We start from the raw sequence: 26,365 nt of genomic DNA, 5'->3' as shown, positions 1-26,365 counted from the left end.
TCCGTATTTTTTTATGCCGTTATATCGTAGCGCCTTTTCGTGTCGAGAAGATAGAATGGTTTATTAGAAATATAGCTTTCGCTATCGATATAGTTATTATTTTCAATCTGTAACTTCTCTTCCTCTGGAGCTTGGTAATTTAGGGGATAATATCCATCTGGATTATAATTTGCGATAAAGGTTAGATAATTAATCGTATCAATTGTTGCAATTACATTCTCTTTCGTTAGGCCAGTTTTTCGAGCTAAGATTCCTTCGAATGAATTATCTAGTGGATGTTTTTCGTAGTAGTCCTCGAGGAATGCAGTGACGGATGATTTTTCGACTAGACCCATATTTTCGAGGAGGCGCCGATCCTCGATAAAGCGCTGATACGCAAAAATCCTAAATTCCCACCCTTTTGTGTGGGGCAACTCTGACAATACATGCTATAATATCCTTATCATGTTCTAACTGCACCAATCAGCTAGAATCATCTTTTTGCAAAGGGGGCTATGGCTATCTATGAGTGAGCGTAAGAAATCCGTCATTCGGCTTTTTGCAGCGGCAGTGCTGTTGTTTACTGTTTCTGCATACCGGCAGCTTAGCATACGGTATTGGTCGGAAGATTTTCTGCGGCCATATCTTGTCTGGGCGGTCTATATGCTACTCCTCTTTGGCTGGCAACATACCATTACAACAAAAATCATGCAGAAATCCATGCGCGGCCACCTGACTGCACAAAATATCGTCAGTATCCTGTTTTTAACGGTCCGCTTCGTTCAGGATGCTTTCCTCTATGTCAATATTCCATGGATGCGCTTTACCGGATACTTTATCAATATCGCGGCTGTCTTCATACCACTGTTCGGGTTTTACAGCGCATTCTATCTCGGCAAGCCGGAGGATTACCAGATCAGCAAAAAGTGGTATCTGCTCCTAATCCCGGCATATTTTCTGAGCATGCTGGCACTAACCAACGATTTGCATCACTTTTTCTATTACATTGTGCCGGAGGAACCCCAGCCAAATTTGTATTTCCATCCATACATCGGCACATATATGATTCACATATGGGCGCTTAGTATCATTGCGTATCAGGTGTATGTGATTTATCAACGTAACGGCACGGCAAAGTCAGATCCGTTTTACCGAAAGCTGGTTCCCTTCTACGAGCCGATTTTACTCTTTCTGTTCAGTATTCCTTATGCTGCGACGGCCTACGTGGTGCGGTTTGAGCTTGTGGAATATTCGGCGGGATTGATTTTCATCATCGTGCTTTGTTGGCAGCTCTATATTTTGACGGGGCTGATTCCCGTCAACACGCAGTACAGTGAAGTATTCCGGCGTTCTACAGTGGCGATGCAGATTCTTTCACCGACCGGTGAGCGGATTGCAGTATCGGAAAACGCGGCGGATATCACGCCTGCTATGCTGGAAGCTTTAAAGCAAAATCAGCATTTTTCTGCTACGGAAGATATTACCATGAACCTGCACCAAATCCCGGGCGGGTATATGGTCTGGCAAACCGATCTCTCGCAGATCAATCAGGCTTTACGAGAGCTTCAGAGACTGAATGCGGAATTGGAAGAAGAACAAGATCTGCTGGCACAGGAAATTCGAATTCAATCGGATGAGACAAGTATTCAGGCACGCAATGATATTTACGACAGCTTATCCTCGGAGGTGGCCGGGCAGCTTGTTCTGTTAACAGCGCTTTTATCAAATGAATCCCTTTCGACGGATGACTGGAACTGCATTTGCCTCATCGGTACCTACATCAAGCGGTTCTGCAACTTACAGCTCACTTACCAGGAACAACAGATGATTCCGATAAGTGATTTAGCCATCAGCTTACAGGACATGGCCAAATGTATGAAGAATATCGGCATCCGAACAAGCCTGGATTTTTGTCCCATATCGAATTTAGGACCAGAGCTGATTCTTCTCATCACGAAAACTTTGGAAGAGATTTTAGAGGAGGCAGATTTTCGTCTGACTTCTGTGGCAATCCAAATCAGCGATACGGTTTGCTTTGAGATTACCGGTACAGATCACGAGTTTGTTTCCCGTTCTTTAGAAGGCGGATATAGCCTTCAGACAGAGAAAATTCCGGCAGGCTATCGGCTTTTGCTCTTGCAGGAGGGAGAGGTGATGCAGTCATGAAAAAGAAAACATCAGCCAAAATGATCAAAAAGGCAATTGACTCTTATCCCGGCGGCATCTGTTTCTCTGCGCTGGACGGGCGGGTCATTCTTGTTAATGAGAAAATGAATCAGCTGATGCTTGAACTGACCGGACACACGATTTTGAATGCAAAGGTGGCATGGGAGGAACTCGCAAACTTTGCCAATAACGGCAAGGCGGAAAAACTGAATCAGTCCTGGTTACCGAAAGATCCGGACAATGAAAATGGAAGCACCCACCAACAGTTGTTCTTCCGCTTCTCCGACAGCTCGGTCTGGCGTTTTGAACTGAGATTTCTTGATTCCAATACCGTTCAGATCGAGGCGGCGGAAATTACAGAACTCTACCGACTCAGCGAAGAACTGTACGAGAACACCATTCGGCTGCAGGATATGCAAAAGCGTCAGAAAGCCTTGCTGGACAGTATCGTTGAAGTCAATTTGAATAAAGAGATTCTTGCCGCGAAAATGCATATCCATGATGAGCTGGGGCATTGTTTGCTGGCCACCACTAAGGCGATTACGGAAGACCGTCTGGCTGAGAACGCTGATGTACTGAGGGAAAATTGGAACAGCTCCATTCATGATTTTTCCAATATCTCTACAGTATGGACGGTGCCCGATTCCTCTCTGCAGTCTGAACTGATGCAGGTTGCGGAGCTGATTGGCTGTAAGGTTACCTTCCTTGGAGAACAGCCCAAAAGCCGCAAGGCATTGCAATTACTATATGCCGCCGTTCGAGAGGCACTCACCAATGCGGTACGCCATACGGATGCTACGGAACTGACGGTAAAGATAAAACAAGACAAGCAAAGGTATCATATAGAGATATCCGACAACGGCGGCGTATCTGTTTCAAGTATTACCGAGGGTAATGGCCTCAGCGCATTGCGTCAGCGGCTGGAGCAGGAAGGAGCTACCCTGAAGGTACTCTGCGACAACAGTGTTTCCCTGCTTGTGGATATTCCCTTTGATTTTGACGAAGTCCAGAAAGGAGGACGGAAATGATACAAGTTTTAGTAGTAGAAGATTCCAGGATTACCCGGGACGCCATCGAGAGCCAGATTGCCAAATCCGGAAAATATGTCCTGTATGCCTCCATAGAAAACGCGGCGAATGCAGAAATTGCCTGTCTGCGCGGGCGTGTCGATCTGATCCTGATGGATGTCTGTACTGCCGACGAAGAATCCGGCTTGAAAGCTGCGGCAAAGATCAAGCAGTACAATCCTAAAATCAAGATTGTCATTATGACTTCCATGCCGGAGCATTCCTTTATTCAGAAAGCGAAAGCGTGTGGTTGTAACGGCTTTTGGTATAAGGAATATGGCAGCACTGCCTTGATGGAGGTTTGCGACCGGGTGATGAACGGCGAATATGTTTACCCCGAGGATACACCGATAATTCGTATCGGGTACAGCAACAGCGCTGAGTTTACCAGTCGGGAATTTGATATCATCCGAGAGCTGGCACAAGGCAGGAAATACGAAGAAATCGCAGCAGATCTGGATATTACGCCAAATACAGTCAAGTATCACATCAAGAACATTTTACAGAAAACAGGCTACCAGAACACCTTGCAGCTGGTGGCCGAGGTGGTAGAAAAGCGGTTGATTCTACCGAAGTATTAAGGAGGACACAGAATGAGCAGATTAACAGCACTTTATGAACAAGAGTCCGCAAAAGTAAACGCAGAAGTAGCGACTGCAAGAAATGCCGAACAAGAGAAAAAGCACCATAGAGAAGTGGAACTTAACACAAAATACCTTCGGCTTCTATCAAATGAGGATACAGGAGATGATTACTATCAGGATACGCTTCCTGTTGAATTAAATCCGCAAAAGCAGGCACTGTTTTGTGAAGCAGCAAAACTGGTTCACGAAGATAAGTGGAACTCCTTTGTGGACGGTACGGACAGGAAGCCTCTTGATTTGTACTCTTTTGACGAGCTAACCGTGTTTGATGCAGATGGCTTACCAATATCCAACACAAAGAAGCCCGATTACGGCTACGGGGTGCACTGTACTGTAAAAAATTACATAAGACATCATCTTGGTAAATTCTATTGGGCAGATGGGAGCGTTCATTGTACATACTATAATGTTGAAATTGAGACCAAGTATCTGAGAAAAGAAGGATTAATCGGCACGATTCGCACAAATAAGAGGCGTGAAAAAGCGGTTAAAGCCTGTAAGGACAAAATGCGGGAAGCTATGGATATTATTAAGGGCGCCCTCCATGGGGAGCAGAAGTTCGTATATCTGTTATTTGATACCAGCAATTCACTGGGCTATAACTGTCAAGTGAGTTTCGCCCTGTTCCAGGATGGAATGCTGTTTCCGCTTTTGCTTCATTCGGATAGTCGTAGCGATTCTAACCTTTACGATAGATATGACCAACCAAAAGTCGGCTTGAAAAAATTCATGGAGCTGACAGTCGCGGAAACAGAAGCTTTTATCGCCAAAAGCATCGCCGGGATTAACGGGGGGGGAACTCCTTCCATTCGCGTATCAACACGCTTGCCAATAATAGGAAAGACAGATACGCGAAATAGCGTATTCTAGGGAGTTTTTCGTTTCTGTGTGCGACCGCGTAACGGACGATGCGTGGCTCTGCAGCCTACATAAGACAGGCTCAGAACACCTTGCAGTTGGTGGCCGAGGTAGTAGAAAAGCGGCTGATTTTGCCGAAATATTAAATTAAAATCCACTGGACTTCCTGCAAAATATGCCGTAAGCTATACTTTTAAAAAAGGAAAGGCGGGGTTATTATGGTTTGTACTTATGAGGAATATTTGAAACAGCCAAAAGCTATTACATTTGAAAAAATGCAAATGATTCATACGGAAATGCTTGCCGAGATTGGCGCAGATGTGGAAGCGCTGGAGTTATATGATGAGTTAATGAAGGTTATAACTCGCTATGCTGCAATCCGGGCAAATTGGCTACTGCTTAGCCGCGAGGAGAAAAACGAGCAAGACTCCGGCAGGACTTCTTGCCACAACTCCGTAATAATACATTTTAATATGCTGGCGCGATATTTAAAACAACAAGGCAGAACCGCCGCATGGCGCGACGAACTTGGCTACGAAGAAGATGATCCGAATAACCGCAAAGCTATCGGAGATTTTGCTTGCTATTTAGCCTTCGTGAATGTAATAAATGCAAGATAATTTTTAGACCGTCGAGCTGAATTCGGCGGTCTTTTTGTTTCGTATAGATGCATCTCACTACTCTAGCTTTAAGTATCAACGAAGAAGTAAGACGCTATTTTGTGCGTGTGATGTCTTGGTATTCTACAGCTTCTCAGCCAATTCTAATGCATTCTTAATTGCAATGTCCATGTCCCAATAACGGTAAGCGCCGAGGCGTCCACCGAGAATCATGTTTGGATATTTCTCTTTGACAGCGGCAACGTATTTTTGGTAGAGCGCCTCGCTCTCGTCGTTATTGACTGGATAGTAGACCTCGCCACCTTTTTCAAAGTCGGCTGGATATTCGCGACAGATATAGCAAGCTTTTTGGTTGACGACTTCTGATTGATGAATCTGATAATATTTGTAGTCATGAGAGCGCGTATAAGGCACAGCTGGATCAGCTTCATTGATTACGGCTTCGCCGAGCGTTTCTTCGGTGCGAACTTCCTCAAAGCGTAGACTACGCCACGGCAAGACGCCGAGCTCATAGTTCATGAATTGATCAATTTGGCCGCAGTAGATAATCTTTGCATCGGCAGAAATCTCCGACTCAATATCTTGGAAGGAAGTATTTGTGCAGACCTCAATTAGATCGTTATCGAGAATATTTGCAACCATCTTAGTATAGCCCTCTTTTGGAATGCCCTGATGCTTAGCGGTAATAAAGTAGCGATTATCGTGTGAGAAGCGAACTGGAATGCGCTTCAAAATCTCAGCGGAAAGATTAGTGGCGCTAGTATTCCACTGTTTCTCGGTGTAGCCTTTTAGAAATGCAGTATAGAGCTTTTCGCCGACTAGCGAGAGGCCTTTTTCTTCGAAGTTTTTTGGATCCGTAATGCCAGTCTTAGCAGCTTCCTCGGCGACAAATTTCTCCGCTTCTTCAGCATCCATATTCGTCCCGTAGAGCTTATTTATCGTATCGAGATTAATTGGCATCGGGTATAGCTCGCCATTATAGCGCGTATTCACGGTATGAGTATAGTCGTTAAACTCCGTGAACTTTGTAATATAATCCCAAACCTCGTCGAGTTCGGTATGGAAGATATGCGAGCCATATTTGTGCACCTCAATACCTGTTTTCTCATCGGTATAGCTATAGATATTGCCGGCAATGTGGTCGCGTTTTTCGACAACGAGCACATGATTACCCTTGCTTGCTAGGCGCTCTGCAATGATTGCGCCAAAAATTCCCGCCCCCGCTACGATGTATTTATAATCCTCTACTTTCATAAGTATATCTTAGTCTTATTAATCAAACGCTTACTCTCCTTGCAATGTATGTGCAGAAGAGGAGGCTCGCTCTGCTAGTGAAAACCAAAAATGGCGAATTCAAAAAATGTTCGCGGAAGGAAGGCCGAATGCGGGTCGTATGCTTGGATACTATCTGAAGGATGGCCAGCTTACGATAATTCCTGAAGAAGCAGAGATTGTCCGCATGATTTTTGACGATTATTCGTCCGGTATGGGGAGACTTGCCATTTCTAAAAAACTCAATGAGATGAGTATACCAACCGTTCGCGGTACGGGGGAATGGCGCGAAGGAAGTATCTTTCGGATTCTCCATAACGAAAAGTATACCGGCGATATGCTGCTTCAGAAAACCTATTCGCAGGATTTTCGTACTAAGAAAAGAGTCGTCAATAAAGGCGAGAAGCGCAGATATTAGAAGCCCGATATACCATTACTTATGTTAATGTCATAATAAAAAGCAAGTGCCTTACTTTAAAATCAACATAAAGAACTACAGATTAAGCTGGCGCCTTTCCTGGTTTCTTTATAGAATAACGGAGCAATAAAACATGTAATGACTTCGGTAATTACTGTCGCTAATGCTGCCCCATTGATACCCATAATTGGAATCAGTATTGCGTTCATTCCAATGTTTACAACGACACCATACGCAGCAAACCTCTTTGCATATCTGCTTAGATTCTCTGAAATTAACCATATGTTTCTAGCCGCTCCAAGTTGCGAAAGCGGCATAAACCATACTAATATCTGCAAGGTTGTCACTGCATCTGAATAATCTTCTCCAAAAACTACATTTATAAGTAATGGTCCGCAGAGCGTTATAATGGCGGCAACGAATGAGCAGCCCCAAAACACGATAAAATATGTTTGTTTTAGCCTAATGAGATAATTATTTTTAGACTGCTTAAGAGAAAAAATAATTGTCTTAGCTGAACTTATTATTGCTTCAGGAACAAATGACCATATAGTACATAATTTTAATGCGGCCGAATACAATCCAAGGCTCCTGCTACCAAGCATACTCCCTATCATGATCTTATCGATTTGCGTATATATTAATACAAGCAATCCAGATATAATAAAGTGTCGACTTTGATCAATTATCCTTTTAGCCCATTTTTTATCAAAACTAAGCCTCGGGCCATTTTTTTTCTTATATAAAACAAGTTCCACGCCTGCGATTAATGCAAAATCAATTACATTCGATACAGCAAACCAAGTAACATCTTTATTAGTTATGAGTAAAAAAGCTTTATATGAAGAAACGATAGAATAAGAAATCGCTTTAGCGATAGAAACGTATTTTGATTCCAGCCTAGATTGGAACCATGATTCTGGTACGGCTAGTGCCTGAAAAATTAAAGAAAATGCTTGAAGTACTGTAGTTACGATAATGAGAGGAGAATCATTCTCTAATACTAAAACTAAAATAATTATAAGGAGTATCGATAAAAACGAAGAAGCCAAACGCAAAATAGCGGAGGTTCCTAAAATCGCCCCTTCGATATTGCGATGTTTTAGCAACTCATTTACAAGTATATTATCAATACCAAGTTTCGTAATAACTGCAAAAAAACTTACTATAGTTGCGCCATAATCAAGCATTCCAAAATTAGCCGGTCCTAGATACCTTGAGGTAAGGATCGTTAGAATAAAGCTTACTAAGGCTTGAAAAATCCTTTCGCTAATAATCCATAAGCTATTGCGAAAACTTTTCTTATGAACAAGAGAACGAACTTTTTGCAGCATATAAAATTATTTTTATAGTGTTTTTATAATTTGCGACGCCAAATAGACGCATTCTGAACATCTTGCCTAATATAGTCTTAGCTTTTTTCATGTCTCCTCTACTAATATAACAGTTACATTCTCTATTCAGGAAATTGTGTTCTATTCGTTTAATCTGATTTTTAGAAAAGCTTTTATAATATTTTCTACACTCATCCTGATAACTTTTAATTTGCTCAATAAAACGATCGTCGTTTTTCGTTATACCATTTCCGGGCAAATGCAGGTAAAATCTCGTTAATGCTTCGGGAACGGCAACTATAGAATAACCATTTCCTAGTACTTTCAGCATGAGCATTAAATCTTGCTGACTTTTAATATCGTCAAATAGTCCAATTCTTAATAGCATCTTTCTGTCGCACAGCCAGGTAGATGTTGGTGCAGTAAAATGCATAATATGGCCATATAATGTGTTTTTTCTATTTCTAGTTTTTTTAACAAATCTCTTTCTATTGCTGACTGATATAGGTCGAAGATAGCAATAAACTAAAGCTATGTTTTTATTTTTTCTCATTTGTTCCATAAGAGCGACCTGCCTACTTATCTTAGAAGGCAAAAACTCATCATCGTCATCAAGAAAAGCAACATACTTACCTTTTGCTGTACGTATTCCAATATTTCTGCTTTCCGCACCACCAACATTTTTTTGATTTTTGATATACTTCACTCTTGGATATTTTTTCATAATCTCTGATGTCTTCTTTCGGGCATTGAGATTCTTCGCATTATCATCGACTACGATTATTTCTATATTACCGTAGCTCTGTGAATATACACTCCTAATAGCGCGCTCTATTGTATGTGGCCTATTGTATGTTGGAATAATAACAGAAACCAAAGGAAGTTTTTTTACTGGGATAAAATCCTTATACCAATTCAAGACATATAAAGGCAAAATGAACGCACAAACAGAATAGCTCATCGAGTAGTAATAGCTAAACGGTAATTTGGTCTCAAATAATCCATAGACCACTAAAGATGACAGATAGGCTAGAAATATTGAGCTAATTATATTGTCGTATACTGATAATTTCCTAATATTAACAAAAGAGTAAATAAGAAAAATAGCGTAACTGACTATTCCCACAATTCCAAACATTATTAAAACGCTTAAATACGAATTATGAAATCCCGAATAACTATATGTATTTTCATAATCCTCTAGAGCCTTTTCGGGTCCACTTCCAATGATCCAATTATTATTTATGAAATATTTTAAACCGTATCCATAAATGTCGTCTCTATGAGTACTAAAACTATCTAACCTCAGAATATTTCCTAGTATATAATCTCTTGACCACGGAATAATAAATATACTTGCTGCGAATACTAAAAGAAGAACTAATACGACTGCAAATTTCTTTCGTATCCGTTTACTACTATAAGAAAGCACAAAAAAAGTCAGGAATGCAAATAGTGCACTCACTAAGATTGCTCCTCGCGATAAAGTCAATAAAAGATTTAGTATAAACAGAATAAGACAGGCCAAGAATCTAAAGAGTTTTCTCTTATTCTTTTCTTTATCTAAATAAAAAAGCATGATCTGTGCAAAAATGGAGGTAAACATGAAAGAACCAAATTTATTTCTATTATCAAAAAATGATTGGAATCTTACCTGATAAGAATTCGTAATGGTAAATATCTTCAACATCTCAGACCAATTGATAACTATGTTGTATATACACGATATAATGCCAAGCAATACAATGACTTTTAGTACCAAACGAACATTTTTAGGAGACAAAGCTTCATGCTTCCCAAGACCCATAAAAATAACGATGAATAAAAGTGGAATAATTGCATTTTTAATAAAGACGGAAGAGAAAAGATCTAATCTCGTAGACAGAAAGGCAAAAAACACAATGAGTGCGCAAGCAATCAATAGTATCTTCTTAATATTACTCAATATAAATTGTTTTTCATTACGAGCAAAAGTACATGCGAGCGTGATTAGAATAACTAAATAAGTCCCAGCATGTATAACTTTCCATAAAGTAGATGAGAAAAAACTATTAGTAGAAATGCAACTCAAAAAAGCAACAAAAATTAAAATTATTAAAGCATGCGCGATATTAAATTTAGCAAAAAAACTATTTCGCATCATTAGCTCCTTTGAATGCTATTAAGACGGAATCCCAAAACGAAATATTATCGCAATAAACCTTGCGATGCCTAAAAAAAGTAACTAGAATAAATAGTTTATAGAAGAATGGGTTTATGGCATACATGAGGGCTCCTGTATCGAAAAAATATTTCTCATCATATGAGTTAAACCAACTTGAGTTGCTGCAATCCAGAACACCCACGTTGATATTAGATGTATATACCTTTAGCTGGTTTTTTAAGCAATCCATAATAAAGATACTATCCTCACCATGAGAATACTTACTTGCTCCATACAATAATGAAAAGAATATATTTTTTTTAATTACCTTATCTCTTCTAATAGCAAAGCGGCAAGTTCCATACCTTTGACTATTCCACCAATGGACTCTTTTCCGTTTCGTTGCGTTAATTGCGCCTTTGCGGCCATTCGTATATTTTACATCATAGTTCACAATTATAAAGTCACTCTCGGGTTTTCTATCGAACTCTTCAATAATTTTTTGCTCATAATCATCTACTAATATCGCGTCATCATCAGCGAATAGAACTACATCTGCATTTGAACGCATCAGCGCGTTGTTGCGACTAATGCCAATGCCTTTTTCCGCAAAACTCCATACCCTTATATTGTGCCCCTTAAAACTAAAAGATTCAAAACTAGTGTGGTCTGTTTGGTTAATAATTATCGCGTCAGAACTTACATTCATTTTGTTTACTAATGAACGCGGGTCGGCATTCATAGTAGATATTAATAATTCTAACCTCATGCACTTTTCCTTGTTCTTATTGTTATATTTCCCAAATATACGAACACATTAGAAACTACCAGAAGAAAGGACACAACTGGCGAAAAACCATTATGCCTACGGTGCAATTTATAATGGTACTTAATTAAAGAAAATTTGCTTCCAGATGAGAGGCCATGGTTACTTTTTCTGTAAGATGCAAGTATCCCAGGAACCTTTTTTGCTAATCTTATCTCTTTTAACGCCGAACACCATAATGCGTAGTCATTTCTTTTTTGCAGCAAAACAACTGGTATTCTCTTTAGGAATCTACTTTCGACCATTACCGTTAAGCATCCAATAGAGTCGCCACGCAACATTCGCATATAACTGACTTTTCTAGGCGCAACCCTTATCTTGCCCGTTTCGCTTCCGTCTTCATTAATTAACTCATAATCAGAATAGGAAAACGAAACATTGTTATCTCGCATAAACTTTACTTGTCTATATAATTTATCTTTTTTCCAGAGATCATCCGAATCTAAAAAGGCTATATATTCACCTTTAGACTTTTTAATTCCGATATACCGCGCATATCCTGCCCCACATTTAGAACCAAGAGTTACAATTTTTAATTTGTTGCAATTATTTTTATATTTCTCCAAAATTTTTTGCGTAGAAATATCAACGTGATCGCTCACGACAATGATTTCATAATTATCATACTCTTGGGCAATTATCGAATCTAGGGTTTCTGTGATAGTTTCGCTACTAAAGTGAGCAGGAACAATGACGCTAACTAGAGGCTCGTCAATCGTAGTATTCATGCCTATATTATATATCAAAGATAATTGTGCTAGAATATTTTTAACATAATTTAAAATAATGCAGGATAAATAATGAAAATTGCAGTCGCAGGAGCAGGATACGTTGGACTCAGTCTAGCCGTATTGCTATCACAAGATTCGGAAACGTACGTAGTAGATATAGATCCGGATAAAATTGAGAAAATAAATCAAAAGAAATCTCCTATTAAAGATGCATATATTGAGGATTATTTAAAAAATAAACCCTTAAAGTTAAAAGCGACTTTAGATTGGAGGGACGCTTTTAGAGAAGCAGACTACGTCATAATCGCGACTCCGACAAATTATATAGAAGACGATAACTACTTCGATACAAGCGCCGTAGAAGATATCATCGACAAAGTTCTTTCTATCCCTGACAATAACGCCACAATTGTTATTAAGTCTACCATCCCAATCGGATATACTGAAAAAATTCGCGTCAGATATGGTATAGACAATATATTCTTTTCTCCTGAATTCCTCAGAGAAGGAAAAGCGCTCTACGATAACCTTTATCCATCCAGAATCGTAATTGGAGCAAAAAGCGAATCTGCTCATCTCTTTGCTAAATTATTGACGGACGCTGCCGAGAAAACGCCAATAGATGTCATGTTCATCGGAAGCACCGAAGCAGAAGCAGTAAAACTCTTTTCAAATACATACCTTGCGATGCGAATTTCTTATTTTAATGAACTTGATACTTATGCGGAACTAAATAATCTGAACTCTAAAGAAATAATAGAAAGTGTATGTCTAGATCCGCGTATAGGCAATTACTACAATAATCCTTCCTTTGGATATGGCGGTTATTGTCTTCCTAAAGACACAAAACAGCTATTGGCAAATTTTAATAATATATCTCAAAAGATGATTTCAGCCACCGTGGAGGCAAATAGCTCAAGAAAAAAACATATTGTAAATATGATAATTCAGCGAAATCCACATAAAGTGGGCATATACAGATTGACAATGAAGTCCGAGTCGGATAATTTCCGTTCAAGTGCCATAATAGATATTCTTGATTATCTTGAAAAAAATAACCTAGAATGTCTAATATACGAACCAGAATATAGAGATAATGTATTCCATGAGGCGAAGGTACAAAATGATCTAAATATATTTTTAGACGAATGTGATCTGATCATCGCAAATCGCATGACTAATGAGCTGATGTCTGTACGCAATAAAGTATATACGCGCGATTTGTTTGGCCTAAATTAATATCAACATACATTCATTGTTGGTTATGATAGTTGCTTCGCAAATTTTCGTATCGCGGAAATAATTATAAAACATCAATAATAAATATGCCTCATAGAGAAAGGAGTACGAATGGCGACAAGAAGGAAAACTAACCATAAAGCTTCACCACGCAAAGCCAAAGCTATCGATGGTCTTTCCGCGCCAAAGAAAAAAGTAGCTAGCACGAAAACCGCTACAGCTACGATTGCCGCAGCAAAATCCAACAAAAAACCTACAACCAACCCCCCGGTCATTCCTGCTAAAAAAGTTCAAATTCATGGCGAAACTAATATTCTCAAAGAGATCGATCGCCTTGAAGCTCTAGAAGTCAAAGAGCAAGAATATCACGGAGATATCCTTGCTGAAAGCGCCGAGCTTGAGCAGAAAGTTAAGCAAGAAAAACAAAAGCAATATAAGCCAAAAGTTAAGCCCACTAAAAAGAAGAGCAACAAGCTCCTCTCAAAGATTCTTCGCGCTATCATCATTTTAGTCGAAGCCATCTCTGCTAGCGTTCTCGCCTACTTTGTCGTCCACACCAACGTACTTATGGATTGGCAAAATATTGCACTCGGTATAGTGCTTGCCGGCCTCCTTGCGCTCACATCTTTCAAACTCATTCGCAAGAAAACTCACAAAGCCCCACGCATTCTATTCGGCATCCTCGCTATCATGCTGACCGCCATCTATATCTTGGGAGCCAACTATTTTGGCAAGACTATCGGTTTCTTGCAAAATATTACCACGGCTCTAGAATACGAGACCCAGGAATACTCCGTCCTCGCCCTCAAAGAAAGCGGTTTTGGGAAGATCGAAGACCTTAAGGACAAGACTATTGGCTTCCAGCAAAACAACCCTAATCTCGAACTCGCCAAGAGTGCTCTAGCAGAGAAAATATCCCACGAGTCCAAGGAAGAATCCGATCTTGCCAATCTCATGGTCGACCTCGTGGATAACAAAGTCTCTGGCATCGTTCTGGCTAGCACCTATCTAGAAACTCTCAAAGAAAACCAAAAAGAATTCTACCGCTCTACTAAAGTCATCTATACTTACGAAATCAAATACAAGAAAACTGCCGATACTAATAAAGCCAAGGTTACTGAGGAGCCGTTCATCGTATATATTAGCGGTAGTGACTCTCGCAATAAACTTTCTAATGCTGACCGTAGCGATGTTAATATGCTCGCCGTTGTCAACCCAAGCACTAACAAAATCCTTCTCGTCTCCGTTCCGCGCGACTATTACGTTCAGCTCCATGGCACGACGGGGAATAAAGACAAGCTTACCCACGCCGGCATTTATGGCATTGATATGAGTAAATATACTCTCCAAGACCTCTTCGGTGTCACTATTAACTATACAGCCAAGGTTGGCTTTACGGGTGTAGAAAAAGTCGTCGATGCTCTCGGTGGTATTGATATAAATAGCGACACTAATTTTATCGCTAGAGCCAACAGAAATTGTCGTATCTATAAGGGCGCCCAACACGTAAATGGGCAGTGTGCATTAGCTTATGCTCGCGAACGCTACGCATACGCCACTGGCGACCGCCACCGCGTCAAAAACCAACAAGAGGTTCTTAGTGCTATTATTAAAAAGGCAACTCAGCCGCAATACCTAATCCGTTACACTGACATTCTCGCCTCACTCGAGGGTTCCTTTATCACATCTCTCAGCTACGACGAAATTACTAGCTTCGCCAAACTCCAACTTAATACTATGAAGGGTTTGAAAATCGAAAGTATTAGCGTGGATGGTAAAGGCGCCATGCTCCCAACCTATAGCATGGGTAGCCAGCCGCTCTCTGTCATGATTCCGGATCAGACTACGGTCGACACCGCTAAGGAGAAAATTAATATAATACTTGAAGGAAAATAATAAAAATAATGAAAGCTACTTTTAAAATAAAAGCATGTTGGTTGTTTGGCCAGAGAGCTTAAGAAATATCTAAGTATATATGCACCATGTATAAAAATAAGAGGAGAGTTACCTCCCCTTATTTTTATCCCTCATAATCCCACCAATGAATACGACGGGCATCAAAACAGGAATAGATTTCGAAGACTAAGATAACTTAAAGGCTCAAACTTCATATTATAAGAATCTGATTCACAAGAATCCAAATTGGTCTTTCGTTGGTATATACATAGAGTCCGGGCGTTCCGCTACGAACGTCGAAGGTCGCCCAGTTCTAAGAGAGCTTCTCGCAGATGCGTATGCAGGACTTATTGATTTAGTTCTCGTAAAATCCATATCCCGACTTTCTAGGAATACCGTAGACTTACTCATCGTAGTGCGAGAGCTGAAACGAATTGGCGTCGAAGTATTTTTCGAGAATGAATTGCTATCCTCTTTCGACCCAAAGTGCGAGATACTTTTGTCTATTCTCGCCTCGCTAGCCCAAGAGGAAAGCCATAACCTTTCCGAGAATATTAAGTGGGGTATCCTTCGAAAGATGGAGAAGGGAGATTTCGCCCTGCCCTATGCTAGATTCTTAGGCTACAGAAAAGGCCGGGATGGACGGCCTGAAATTATCCCAAAGGAAGCTCGAGTGGCGCAACGAATTTATTGGTTATATCTAAACAGTGTGACCATTAACCGCATTGCTACTATCCTCACCAAGAAGAAAGCTACTGCTCCTGGAGGTGGATGTAGGTGGCATGGGAGTACGGTTTATAGTATTCTCACAAACGAGAAATATATGGGCGATGCCCTGCTTCAGAAGACTTATACACCAAATTTCTTGACCCATAAATCTATGGTAAACAATAGAGCTATTCGGTGTTAGTCCCCATGCAATCTGCACTAAATGCTTGGAAAATTCCAACTTTTGCAGATTGCTTTTTTATTTATGCTTATTTGTGTTATTTAAAAATTTCGGATGTAAAAACTTAAAACATACCATATTTGAACCACTCAAGTTGCTATTTTCTCTCTTATAATCTTAGAAAAATCTATATTCCAGATATCTATATAGCTCCGGCCTGATATCTGTCTTCGTATTCGTTAGGCGATAAATAGTTAAGCGAACTGTGAGGTCTTTTGTTGTTGTAATAGTCCATAAACTTGGAAATATGTTTTCTAACCGTACTATATGATTTGCCAGCTTCATTTAATAAAATTGCATCTTTTAGAGTCCTGTTGAATGATTCGAGTGGCGCATTGTCTGTTGGTGTGGATGGCCTAGAGTACGAGTGAATTATATGATGGTCTTTTAGATATTTGTTATATGTGTAGGAAATAAAGTTAGAGCCACGGTCAGAGTGTAGGATAAGGCCAGGCTTTATATCTCTATTTTGTATAGCTGCTACGAGTGTACTTTTAGATAGCCTTGTACTATTGTTAGGACTAATGCGTATGGAAAGCACTTTTCTTGAGAATAAGTCCATACATATACATACCCAATAGGGTCTCTTATTTATATATACGAGAGTCGAGTCTGTTAGCCAAACTTGATTTGGTTTCATAACTTCGTAATTTCTAAGAAGTACCGCGCTCCTAGATTAATGATAAAATTAGCGCAATTTCTTATTTTCTCACGGCTTCTACTCTACATACAACCGCAAGGCAGGGCTGTGAGATTTTTGTCTAAAATTGGTGCAAAGTTTCACTTTAAATATAGGCTGAAAAAACTGGTGCATATAGATATACCTTACAGGCACGTCTGACATAATTGGTGCATACGTTTTTCGTATATCACGCAAAAGAGTTAAGCGAAAAAGCAAGCCGTGCGAAAGTTTTTCTTGTATCAAGGGTGACGTCATAAGACAGGGGATCAGATGCGAACTCACCGCAGTGAATCCGCTTTATTTTTTCTTCATGCACTAATCTGTACCTGAATGGCTGCATCAACCACCAGAATATCATCAATCTTTACTTGTAAGAGCGCAGCCAAAACTACCAGATTATCAATCGTTGGCATTGCAGTTCCGCGCTGCCACTTGTAAATTGCCTGCGGAGTTGCAAAACCAAAGACATCCTGTAAATCTCTCACCGACAAACCTGCTGCCTTTCTCAATCTCTCAATATTCTTTCCAGTCGCAACCATATCAATAGTTGGCATCATAAACATAACGTCCACCTCTTTCCGGCCTTCCGAGAAGAACGGTATCTTTGCAATGCCCAAACTCGATTCGCTGCGCTTCTTCCAGGCTTTGCACTACTCAGAGGCCTTAAAATTATATATAGGTTTCATAACATCAATGACATCAACAGATTCACGGATTACATCAATAATATCCTCCAGTGATTTATATGCCATTGGTGCTTCATCTAATGTATTTTCATTAACAGAAGTTGTGTACACTCCTATCATTTCTTCTTTGTACTGATCCAGACTAAGCTCATTTTTTGCTTTGGTTCTGGACATAATTCTTCCTGCTCCATGAGGTGCAGAATAATTCCATTCAGGATTTCCTTTTCCTACCGCAAGAATACTTCCATCTCTCATATTGATTGGAATCAGAATTTTTTCACCTTTATGTGCTGCAATTGCGCCTTTTCTCAGAATCATTTCATCCGTATCAATATAGTTATGAATCGTGTGAAATCCATCTGCTCCTGTCATTCCAGTTCTTTCAAGAATGATTTCTGACATCTTCTCTCTGCTTCTACAAGCAAAACTCTGACAAATCACAACATCATGAAGATAATCCTCAAGATACTTTCCTGACAAATAGCAAAGGTCATCCGGCATAGAAGGCTGACTTTCATAAACCTGGAAATGAAGTTCTTTCAAGGCCTCCTGAATATCTTTCCTTCTTCCCTGTTCTTTGTAAGTTCTGATGATTTCTTCTCTCTTTTCAAAATATTCACCATAGCCGCGATCAAGATTCACTGCCATTTTCTGATAAAGCTCAGCTACCTGCTTACCCAGGTTTCTGCTGCCTGAATGAATGATCAGATACTTGGTACCGTCTTCAGCCTCATCAACTTCGATAAAATGATTGCCACCACCTAAAGTACCCAGGGATCTTTCCAGTCTTCTTGTATCTTTGAGGTTTCTGTAGCATCTAAGTTCTGTCAGATTAAATCTTTCCTGACGTCCCTCCCAAACATTCATTCCAGATGGAATGAAATGACATGCTTCATCAAGCTTTTCAAAATCAATCTCAACTTTTCCAAGATTAACCGTATACATACCGCAGCCAATATCTACACCAACCACATTTGGCACTGCTTTATCCACGATTGTCATGGTCGTTCCAATCGTACATCCTTTACCAGCATGAACATCTGGCATAATACGTATCCTTGAACCGGCAGTCATATCGTAATCACACATTCTGCGAATCTGATCGATTGCTTCATCTTCTATAACTTTCGCATAGCAGATTGCTGTGTTTACCTTTCCTTTTATTTCTAACATTTGATTATTTCCTTCTTTCGTTTCATTTACATTGGACTCAATATTCCGCAAGGAGCGCCTGCGGGGTATCAACTGAACTAACGGAATAAAAAAAATCGCCTACCTTCACCAGATAAGCGATCCTGAAAATCTATGTATCTATTTTACACGGAGTCTTCTTTTATAACTCTTCCATTACTCCCTGCGTTTTCTACACAAATCCCAATAATGCTTCATCTGATCCAAGCGCACAGCATCATAGCCTTGCATATATGCATGCAGTGCTTCATATTTAAGTTCGCTATTAAGATAAAACTTACTGATTATTGTGAACATATCTTTTTCCTTTCCGGTTCTTTCTTCGAAACCGCTTTTAATCTTTCTATAACATAGGATAACACTTTTTTCCACGATTGTAAATTATACTTGTGGTATAAGATTTGTTTCCAATGTCTTTCCAATGTCGGAATCAGCTACTGGTATATGCGACTGTTCTTTTTCATAACAGTTCCGGAACATCCGGATAACCTTCTGCAATTCCACCTACCAATTTATATGTTGCGCTCCCACCTAACGATGCCATTCCATTGTATATTCTTCTTCTGCTGTATTTTCATCTATTTCCTGATTCACAATTTTGAATCCGCGATGCTGATAGAACACTACCGCTCTTATATTTTTCTTATACACATTCAGTTTCAAATGATCCTTTCGCTTCATAACGGTGCGAAGCAGTTCTGTTCCGATCCCTTTTGATTGTTCCGTTGCCTTTACAAAGATCCCGGCTATATAAGTATCTGTCAAACCGATAAAACCCTGAAGCTCCTCATTTTCTTCTGCCACAAATACTTCTGCTTCAGGAATCAGTTTTCCGACCATATCATAATTCTTTTTCCAATAATCTGCTTCTATAAAAGAATGGCTCTCTATATTTGCATGAAGCCATAAGGACATTACTTCATCGATATCTCTTGTTTCAAATCTTCGAATCATTTTCTTGTACCATAATTACAAATCTTTCCTTTCGTCAAATCATAACTTTCCCCGATCATTCGCCGGATATCTTTATCCGTAATAGATCCATCCAGAATAATAGAATTCCAGTGTGTCTTGTTCATGTGATAAGCCGGGACAACAGATTCAAAAGCATTTCTCCAGAATTCTCTCCATTCCGGGTCACATTTTACATTTATCCATACATATCCGTCTTTATCATAAATAAGAGCAAAGGTCTTCTTATTTTTCTTATGACGCATAACACACCAATTATCATCATGAAAAGGATAGTCTTCATATACATCTTGAAATGAATGGCAATATTGTATTGCCTCCTGCCTTGTCTGCATAGTTTCCTCTCTTTCTACAATCTCTTTTGCCACTTCGCCACACTCTGTAGAAATCACTTTTCAATTCACTTATAATCACCTTGCCCATTATACCAACTATTCTTCTCATTAGAAATACTTAATTCCAATCAAATATAATTCCAAACCTTAGATACCTGCATTATTACTTCCGTCACGATTATCACTCAGTGTCTTCAAGATCATTTTTTCATACACAGGAACAACAAAAAAAGCGGTTCATGATATAGCATTTTCTGCTAATCATTACCGCTTTATTTGCTACCATCCCCTCGCAAGCGGGAATGATAAACAATATTCAATTGACCAGATTTCTATTATTACTATACAATGTTATTGTCGATTTGTCTATGGGGTTTCGACTACAGAAATATATCTCCTTCTTTCTGATATAGCAACGCTATCCATATTAAGAATGCTTCTCCAACCACCAGATCAATATGCCGACAAACGGAATTTTATCATCATCCATTGATTTAATCTGTTCCAGTTTTCTTCTGCAATATGGTTTTATATCACCGGCCGGATGTTTTTCTTTGATATTCATAATCAAAGCATCAAGTACCTGTTTACGATTTTCTGGTAATGAAACAACTTCTGAATTCAGATTTAATCTCTCATTTAAATCCTCATCAATTCGTGTATCCGTAGACTTAATCTTTCCATTATGTGAATATGTAATGCTGTGTAATGTTTTTGAATTACAGGGATTTACGGTTAACTTATCGTTTCCTCTTTTAGCATCACATGTCAGATTTCTTTCATCACCACAACCACGATTTCCCGAACAAACGGCCAGCATATTTCGATAATCTAATCCCTGTCCATAATCTTCGCCACTATCTGGATTTCTCGGAAACCAATGTTCTATGGTTGCACCTTGAACACCAATTGGTAACTTTCTTTTTTCCGGAATACGTCTCATACAATACGCACAAAGATGCCCTTGCTCGTGTAATAGATGATCTAATACAATATTTTTCAAATGACTATCCATATTTTCATATGAAGCATCCGGTAATTGGCGATATTCCACTAATTCTTTTGGTTCTCTGCCTTTCTTAATTTCTATCATGGTTGTCACCTCATAATTGCTCTAATTCCAATCGTACCCGGCAGGCATTTACTTCGCCATCATTATTTCCCAATAATTCTTCTAATCGGTTCAATTTTTTCTCTGCTCCTGCATAATCATCTGCATCCAGCAATTCATAGAACTCACCAAATAACTGTTTGACATCATGAGGTCTTTCAGATACCTCCATGACTTCTCTGAGAATGGTATTAACATCTTTTCCATAGGTTTCATCCGGTGCCGTAATAATTTCATCATCTTTTAATATAATCAGACTGTCACTATCTACAGAATTTATTACCGCAGGTGCATGCGTACTCACAATGAATTGAACTTTAGGGAATATCGAAAGAAGATCTTTTAAAATTCTTTGCTGCCAGGATGGATGCAAATGAAGATCCACTTCATCAATTAAAACAATTCCTTCGGTTTCTTCTAAAACATGATTCAGTAACTGAGGATTCAAAATCGCCATACGGTATGCAATATCTGCGATCAAACTGATCGTACACCGATAACCATCACTTAATTGTGTCATTGGTATACGTGCATAGTGACTATTTAGATCCTTATATATTACGTCAATTTCTTTTGTATCCAAATTATATTGCACTTTTACATCTGAGTACCCGGTAATAGATTGGAAACATTGTTCCATTGCCTGACAAACAGCAGTAAATTCCGGAATTGACTGGTTTCTCTGGTACTGTTGAATTGTCATTTTCTGAAACCACTTCATCATTAATTTATCATTTGCTGCCCCATCAAGACTATCAATATAGCCATTGCTTCTGGTATTCTTTTCAAATGTATCATTCTTTTTTTCTCTATGCTGATCCCATAAACGCCCTGTTCCATAATAAGAAATAATCGGAAGTTTTAAACTAATATCGCCATTTCGCATTCGATCCTGATATTCTGCCGCAATAGCAGTGATTTCTTTCGCATTAGCCAGACTTCCTCGTCCTTTTGCAGAATTCAGCGTTCTTGCCCACTTTATATTTTTTTCGTTTACTGTACCTTCTGCAAATATTTCTACTGGAAACTGCGGTTGAACATCCACAACACTTCCAATATCAAAATATTTATAGTAGGCATCATCTTTCTTAATGCCATAGTTTGTCAATCCATCCATAGCAGATGTCAGCGTCCCGGCTGCAATTGTTGCTGCTTCCAAAATTGTTGATTTTCCTGCCCCATTTCCACCAACAATTACTGATAAACGATTTCTAAAATAAACTTTCAATTTTTCAAATCTTCTGAAATTATGAAGTACGATTGAATTTAAAAACATATGAAAACTCCTTTCCTGGAATCAATATATAATCCCTTGTTAATATAATGAATCATTCATAGTCTCTGGAAGTATATCCATGATTTCATCAACTGTACAATTCATTTTCCTACAAATTCGAACAATAATTTCCATTGAAACATTTTCATTATGGGATAATTTTGCAAGTGTATTAGCACTAATCCCAACCTCTTTAGCAAACTCCGTCTTTTTCATTCCTTTGTCAATTAATAATTTGAACAGCTTGTTATAGCATACATCCATGTTATTTTCTCCCGTATTATAATGATCTATTACAATTACCTCTAATTGAATTAGTATAACACAATCTCTTCTCGATTACCATGAAAATATTGGTGATTGCAAATATTTTAATTCTGTTATACAATTTCCATTCTCCTCTTATCCACTGGAACTTTCCTGAAATGCTTCGTAATAAACTTCTTATCAAAATCTCCTTCATTTTGCTATCAAATGATGGACATTTCACTATAATTATTTCATCGTCTTCGCCAGTGACGTGAGTAGCGCCACCATCTCAGGATTATTAAGAACCTTTGCAAGCAGTTCTGCATCCACGCCATCCGGAACCGCCCTGTACTGCCTTGATATCTCCGTCATTCAGTTTCAGCTTATACGTAACACTACTATATCTCAGACTGTGGAAGACCACCGGTGGGAGATTATGCTCCTTGTTCAATTGATTCAATGGCTTTCTGATGGCACCATCACCCTAAGGAAGTCCAAAAGTACTTGCCATGACCAGGTTATAATCCAGATATTCATCCCCCAGGATTTCTTTTGTATCTTTATGAGATAAAGGAAGCTCCAGTGGAGGTTTCTTTGACTTAGCTATAGCTAATGAAATATTCTATTGTTTCAGCTAACGAAAATCACTTCAAATTAGCTGGAAATTCATTCTCGTCCTGCTTTTTTTCATCTCATTGAAAACAAAAAAGCGGTTCATGACATAGCATTTTCTGCTAATCATTACCGCTTTGTTTGCAACCGTCCCCTGCGGGAATCGAACCCACAGCTAGCGCTTAGGAGAGCTCCAACCTATTGTCACTCTCTGTCAATCTGAGGTAAGGTAAACCCATATGGGACACTATTAAAAACTGTTTCCGATTCAATTTGAGTTATTCTGAATACCCCCTCTGTCAAGCTCTGTAAAGCTCTGAAAGTTAGCTGATTGTTTGCTCCAGCTAATAATTGGGGAATGCCTTGATATTACCATCGACATCTGTTATATGACCACCATGCTTCGTACGTTCGATCATGGTAAACAGTATTCAATTAAACTTCCTATCGAAAGCACAAGATATTTTCTTGTCTATAAATAATATAACGCATACGAGACGGTTTGTCCATGCGTTTTTGACTGGCAAATTTTATTCAGTAAAAATATCTGTAACCTTTTTTGTAACTGAATCTCCATCATTCCATCATCAAATGATGGAGATTCCAATAGATATGATGGAGATAGACTAATTACTTCATCGTCTTCGCCAGTGAATTGAGCAACGCCCGCATCTCCGGATTTGCCAATACTTTTGCCAGAAGTTCCGGATCGACTTCATCAGCAACAGGTGCATTATTATTTTCCAGCTGTACATGCATCTGTGGATCCAGATTCTTTTTCTCATAAAATGCTTCTTCAAAAAGCTCTGCATTTTTCCTTCGGTCATCATCCAGGATATGAGAGTACACATCCGTAACCATATTGACTTGAGCATGGCCGGAATCACCCTGTACCGCCTTGATGTCTCCACCATTCAATTTCAGCTTATAAGTAACGCTGCTATGACGGAAACTGTGAAATACAACCGGTGGGAGATTATAGTCCTCGATCAGTTTCTTTAAAGGACCACGGATTGCTCCATCTCCGAGAGGAAGACCAAAGGTACTTGCCATAACCAGGTTATAGTCCATATATTCATCACCAAGAATTTCTTTCATTTCATCTTGCTCAACTTTCCAGTCTACCAACATATTAGCGACACTCTTTGGTAAGAATATCTTACGTACACTACTTTCTGTCTTCGGTGTTTTCAGAATACGGACCGTAGAATTCTTCTTATGATTTGTCGGAAATACCAACAACACATCTTTTCCATCCAATGCATTTAAAGATTCTTTTCTTATACGCTGTGATTCTTTGTTGATGAAGACATATGCACGGTTTTCTTCAATTGCCTCAGGAGAAATATCTACACAATCCCAGGTAAGACCAAGCAGCTCACCAAGTCGCAGGGAACATGAGAAAGATAGATTAATTGCGAGCTTTAATCGTTCATCTTCACAGACACTGAGCGCATACATCAATGTATCCGCTGTCCAGATGTCTCTTTTTTGTGATTTATGTTTTGGTACAGTCGCATGGGTGCAAGGATTCTTCTCCATCAACTCCCATTTCACTGCCTGTTCAAAACAGTTTCTAAGCAGCTTATTAATATCCCTGACCGTACTGGAAGATACAAATTCATTTCGACTGGTTTTATTCAATGGATTGATAACTGCACGTCTCTTCAAAAGACTCTGATAATATCTTTCGATGAAACGGGTATTGATCTCTGAGAGTTTCGTATCACCAATGATCGGAAGAATATAGTTATTGATAAGAGAGACATTTCCTTCATATGTAGAAAGCGCCCAGTTTTCTTTGCCATAAAGTGCAACATATTCTGTAATAAGCTCGTCCAGTGTTTTGCATTTACGGACGACAAATGATCCCATCTCTTTTTTATATTCAATTTCTTTTTTTCTTCTCTTTGCTTCGGCTTTCGTTTCATAGGTTTCCCACTTCTGTTTCCTCTCACCTTTTTCATTCGTATAAGAATAGATTACATTAAATTTTCCGTTTCGTTCTCTTATAGATGCCATATTATTGCATACTCCTTTCCAAATCTCTTTGCTCCATCCAGTCCTCAAATTCATCCCGACGGATCCTAACTCGACTGCCAACTTTTATTACTGTGAACTTTCCTTTATCCGCCCACTTGTTAATCATGCTTCTGCTGACCTTTGCCAGATAGGAAGCTTCATCAAAAGTAAGATACTTTATATTTCCATTGCTTCCTCGTATTCCGGTCTGTGATAATTTCTTCCGCCGGAAATTAGCCAGGGCAATATTTTGTTCCTGTGCAAGTTCTTCATAATCATTCGATGGATCCAGCTTATACCGATCCTGACCTTCCAGGAATTTTCGAAAACTCTCTTTTGTGATCCTTTTCTTTTCTGCAATCACAATGAATTCAAAAAAATGACTATACTTTGGATTATCAAGAATTGTATATACTGCGCTTCTGGTTGTTCCAAGCAGCTGTGCCATCTCAGGCATCGTAATTGTTGCATCTTCCAGAAGAGCGTCTTTTTTTCTGTCTTCCTTTGTTCGATACCGGGACTGGCTTTTATACCAGTTCTGAAAAGATTCTTTTGGTATTCGTTTCCAGTAATCGACAATAACAGCTTCCATTTGATTTTTCTTGAGTAAATCATAAACAAGATACTCATCAACACCCAACAGATCCGCAACTTCCTTAACGGAATAGGACCAGGATTTCAATTCTTTCCCTGGTTCTTCTCCGGTAACTTTATGGTATTTAATCTGATTGGCGTACCATTTTTCAAAGCTGGCAATATTGATTCGTATCTTTCCAGCAATCTCTTTAGATTCAAAAACATTTTTATGCACCAGCCAGTATCGATCTGTCTTTTTTAATCCCAGCAGCTTTCCCATTTCCGGCACGGTCATCCAGGTTCTCTTTTGTGTCGGACGCCGTTTGTAAGGACTGTCTTCTGATATCTTTGAAATGATCTCTTCAACATCGTCCATTTCCGGAACTTCTTTTTGTTTCATAATTGCTGTTGCCATTTATTCTTCACTTCCTGTCTTTTTTAGTGTTAGTTTTTTTTCTTATATCATATCTCAAATCCAGATAAAAATTTAGGATGTCGATTGCAGACAAAA

General features: G+C 39.1%; 25 protein-coding genes and 2 pseudogenes. 10 read left to right on the top strand and 17 right to left on the bottom strand.

The genetic code is table 11. The annotated features are described in order from the left end of the window. Nucleotides 1–11 precede the first annotated feature (11 nt). The gene (locus OCV99_RS05770; protein WP_158369047.1) at nt 12–413 is read right to left on the bottom strand and encodes a hypothetical protein; all 402 of its coding nucleotides are present in this window, start codon (nt 411–413) and stop codon (nt 12–14) included. Nucleotides 414–504: 91 nt separating this feature from the next. On the opposite strand from OCV99_RS05770, the gene OCV99_RS05765 reads away from it, so the two are divergent. From OCV99_RS05765 to OCV99_RS05745, 5 genes are all read left to right on the top strand, one after another. Continuing rightward, nucleotides 505–2,145 carry a hypothetical protein gene (locus OCV99_RS05765; RefSeq protein WP_158369045.1) on the top strand — a complete coding sequence of 547 codons (1,641 nt, stop codon included), beginning with the start codon at nt 505–507 and terminating at the stop codon, nt 2,143–2,145. Then, the gene (locus OCV99_RS05760; RefSeq protein ID WP_158369043.1) at nt 2,142–3,173 is read left to right on the top strand and encodes a sensor histidine kinase; all 1,032 of its coding nucleotides are present in this window, start codon (nt 2,142–2,144) and stop codon (nt 3,171–3,173) included. The genes OCV99_RS05765 and OCV99_RS05760 overlap by 4 nt, the downstream gene beginning before the upstream one ends. Continuing rightward, entirely contained in the window at nt 3,170–3,793 is a 624-nt protein-coding gene (locus tag OCV99_RS05755; RefSeq protein WP_158369041.1) for a response regulator transcription factor, read from the top strand. The genes OCV99_RS05760 and OCV99_RS05755 overlap by 4 nt, the downstream gene beginning before the upstream one ends. A gap of 12 nt (nt 3,794–3,805) precedes the next feature. Further along, complete coding sequence (locus tag OCV99_RS05750; protein WP_158369039.1) at nt 3,806–4,726, top strand: hypothetical protein; 921 nt, start codon at nt 3,806–3,808, stop codon at nt 4,724–4,726. Nucleotides 4,727–4,932: 206 nt separating this feature from the next. After that, the gene (locus tag OCV99_RS05745) at nt 4,933–5,334 is read left to right on the top strand and encodes a hypothetical protein (protein WP_158369037.1); all 402 of its coding nucleotides are present in this window, start codon (nt 4,933–4,935) and stop codon (nt 5,332–5,334) included. A gap of 123 nt (nt 5,335–5,457) precedes the next feature. On the opposite strand, the gene glf is transcribed toward OCV99_RS05745, so the two are convergent. Continuing rightward, nucleotides 5,458–6,588 carry a UDP-galactopyranose mutase gene (gene glf / locus OCV99_RS05740; protein WP_158369035.1) on the bottom strand — a complete coding sequence of 377 codons (1,131 nt, stop codon included), beginning with the start codon at nt 6,586–6,588 and terminating at the stop codon, nt 5,458–5,460. A gap of 106 nt (nt 6,589–6,694) precedes the next feature. Between glf and OCV99_RS05735 the strand changes: the two genes are divergently transcribed. Then, complete coding sequence (locus OCV99_RS05735) at nt 6,695–7,024, top strand: recombinase family protein (RefSeq protein WP_158369033.1); 330 nt, start codon at nt 6,695–6,697, stop codon at nt 7,022–7,024. A 62-nt stretch (nt 7,025–7,086) separates the two neighbouring features. Here the strand turns inward: OCV99_RS05735 and OCV99_RS05730 are convergent, their stop codons facing one another. The 4 genes from OCV99_RS05730 to OCV99_RS05715 are packed head-to-tail and all read right to left on the bottom strand — an operon-like array spanning nt 7,087 to nt 12,055. Further along, complete coding sequence (locus OCV99_RS05730) at nt 7,087–8,358, bottom strand: flippase (protein ID WP_158369031.1); 1,272 nt, start codon at nt 8,356–8,358, stop codon at nt 7,087–7,089. Beyond that, on the bottom strand, nt 8,327–10,501 hold the full coding sequence (locus tag OCV99_RS05725; RefSeq protein ID WP_158369029.1) for a glycosyltransferase: 2,175 nt from the start codon (nt 10,499–10,501) through the stop codon (nt 8,327–8,329). The genes OCV99_RS05730 and OCV99_RS05725 overlap by 32 nt, the downstream gene beginning before the upstream one ends. Next, nucleotides 10,488–11,270, bottom strand: coding sequence for a glycosyltransferase family 2 protein (locus OCV99_RS05720; RefSeq protein WP_158369027.1), 783 nt, complete (start codon nt 11,268–11,270; stop codon nt 10,488–10,490). The genes OCV99_RS05725 and OCV99_RS05720 overlap by 14 nt, the downstream gene beginning before the upstream one ends. Then, complete coding sequence (locus OCV99_RS05715) at nt 11,267–12,055, bottom strand: glycosyltransferase family 2 protein (protein ID WP_158369025.1); 789 nt, start codon at nt 12,053–12,055, stop codon at nt 11,267–11,269. The genes OCV99_RS05720 and OCV99_RS05715 overlap by 4 nt, the downstream gene beginning before the upstream one ends. A gap of 72 nt (nt 12,056–12,127) precedes the next feature. Between OCV99_RS05715 and OCV99_RS05710 the strand changes: the two genes are divergently transcribed. The 4 genes and pseudogenes from OCV99_RS05710 to OCV99_RS18370 all read left to right on the top strand — a co-directional run bounded on the left by OCV99_RS05710 (nt 12,128) and on the right by OCV99_RS18370 (nt 16,103). Further along, nucleotides 12,128–13,297 (top strand): nucleotide sugar dehydrogenase, encoded by a 1,170-nt coding sequence (locus OCV99_RS05710; protein WP_158369023.1) that lies wholly within the window; start codon nt 12,128–12,130, stop codon nt 13,295–13,297. 111 nt (nt 13,298–13,408) lie between these two features. After that, complete coding sequence (locus tag OCV99_RS05705) at nt 13,409–15,193, top strand: LCP family protein (RefSeq protein WP_158369021.1); 1,785 nt, start codon at nt 13,409–13,411, stop codon at nt 15,191–15,193. 205 nt (nt 15,194–15,398) lie between these two features. Then, nucleotides 15,399–15,773, top strand: a pseudogene (locus OCV99_RS18375) (recombinase family protein); the annotation flags it as partial. After that, nucleotides 15,771–16,103, top strand: a complete 333-nt coding sequence (locus OCV99_RS18370; protein ID WP_416810589.1) for a recombinase family protein — start codon at nt 15,771–15,773, stop codon at nt 16,101–16,103. The pseudogene OCV99_RS18375 and the gene OCV99_RS18370, both read left to right, overlap by 3 nt. 181 nt (nt 16,104–16,284) lie before the next feature. Here OCV99_RS18370 and OCV99_RS18365 read toward each other — a convergent pair. The 11 genes and pseudogenes from OCV99_RS18365 to OCV99_RS05655 form a co-directional block, all read right to left on the bottom strand. Beyond that, a pseudogene (locus OCV99_RS18365) lies at nt 16,285–16,794 on the bottom strand (IS3 family transposase); the annotation flags it as partial. A 338-nt stretch (nt 16,795–17,132) separates the two neighbouring features. Continuing rightward, on the bottom strand, nt 17,133–17,387 hold the full coding sequence (locus OCV99_RS05700; RefSeq protein WP_158369263.1) for a helix-turn-helix domain-containing protein: 255 nt from the start codon (nt 17,385–17,387) through the stop codon (nt 17,133–17,135). An 87-nt stretch (nt 17,388–17,474) separates the two neighbouring features. Next, the gene (locus OCV99_RS05695; protein ID WP_158369017.1) at nt 17,475–18,683 is read right to left on the bottom strand and encodes an RtcB family protein; all 1,209 of its coding nucleotides are present in this window, start codon (nt 18,681–18,683) and stop codon (nt 17,475–17,477) included. Nucleotides 18,684–19,232: 549 nt separating this feature from the next. Then, the gene (locus OCV99_RS05690) at nt 19,233–19,655 is read right to left on the bottom strand and encodes an N-acetyltransferase (RefSeq protein ID WP_158369015.1); all 423 of its coding nucleotides are present in this window, start codon (nt 19,653–19,655) and stop codon (nt 19,233–19,235) included. Beyond that, a complete protein-coding gene (locus OCV99_RS05685; protein WP_158369261.1) occupies nt 19,652–20,008 on the bottom strand; it encodes an MmcQ/YjbR family DNA-binding protein in 357 nt (118 codons plus the stop codon). Before OCV99_RS05685 ends, OCV99_RS05690 begins: the two co-directional genes overlap by 4 nt. A gap of 427 nt (nt 20,009–20,435) precedes the next feature. Further along, entirely contained in the window at nt 20,436–21,101 is a 666-nt protein-coding gene (locus OCV99_RS05680) for an HNH endonuclease family protein (RefSeq protein ID WP_158369013.1), read from the bottom strand. A gap of 10 nt (nt 21,102–21,111) precedes the next feature. Next, complete coding sequence (locus OCV99_RS05675) at nt 21,112–22,395, bottom strand: AAA family ATPase (protein ID WP_158369011.1); 1,284 nt, start codon at nt 22,393–22,395, stop codon at nt 21,112–21,114. A gap of 39 nt (nt 22,396–22,434) precedes the next feature. Next, on the bottom strand, nt 22,435–22,659 hold the full coding sequence (locus tag OCV99_RS05670) for a helix-turn-helix domain-containing protein (RefSeq protein WP_158369009.1): 225 nt from the start codon (nt 22,657–22,659) through the stop codon (nt 22,435–22,437). A gap of 231 nt (nt 22,660–22,890) precedes the next feature. Further along, the gene (locus tag OCV99_RS18360; RefSeq protein WP_262574989.1) at nt 22,891–23,016 is read right to left on the bottom strand and encodes a hypothetical protein; all 126 of its coding nucleotides are present in this window, start codon (nt 23,014–23,016) and stop codon (nt 22,891–22,893) included. Nucleotides 23,017–23,886: 870 nt separating this feature from the next. Beyond that, nucleotides 23,887–25,278 carry a tyrosine-type recombinase/integrase gene (locus OCV99_RS05660; RefSeq protein WP_172675683.1) on the bottom strand — a complete coding sequence of 464 codons (1,392 nt, stop codon included), beginning with the start codon at nt 25,276–25,278 and terminating at the stop codon, nt 23,887–23,889. A 1-nt stretch (nt 25,279) separates the two neighbouring features. After that, the gene (locus tag OCV99_RS05655) at nt 25,280–26,269 is read right to left on the bottom strand and encodes a helix-turn-helix domain-containing protein (RefSeq protein WP_044954635.1); all 990 of its coding nucleotides are present in this window, start codon (nt 26,267–26,269) and stop codon (nt 25,280–25,282) included. Between the last annotated feature and the right edge of the window lie 96 nt (nt 26,270–26,365).

Source organism: Dorea acetigenes, assembly GCF_025567385.1.
Classification (GTDB): domain Bacteria; phylum Bacillota; class Clostridia; order Lachnospirales; family Lachnospiraceae; genus Claveliimonas; species Claveliimonas acetigenes.
Note: the sequence above shows the minus strand (reverse complement) of the source record. Positions and strands in the feature narration are given on the sequence as shown.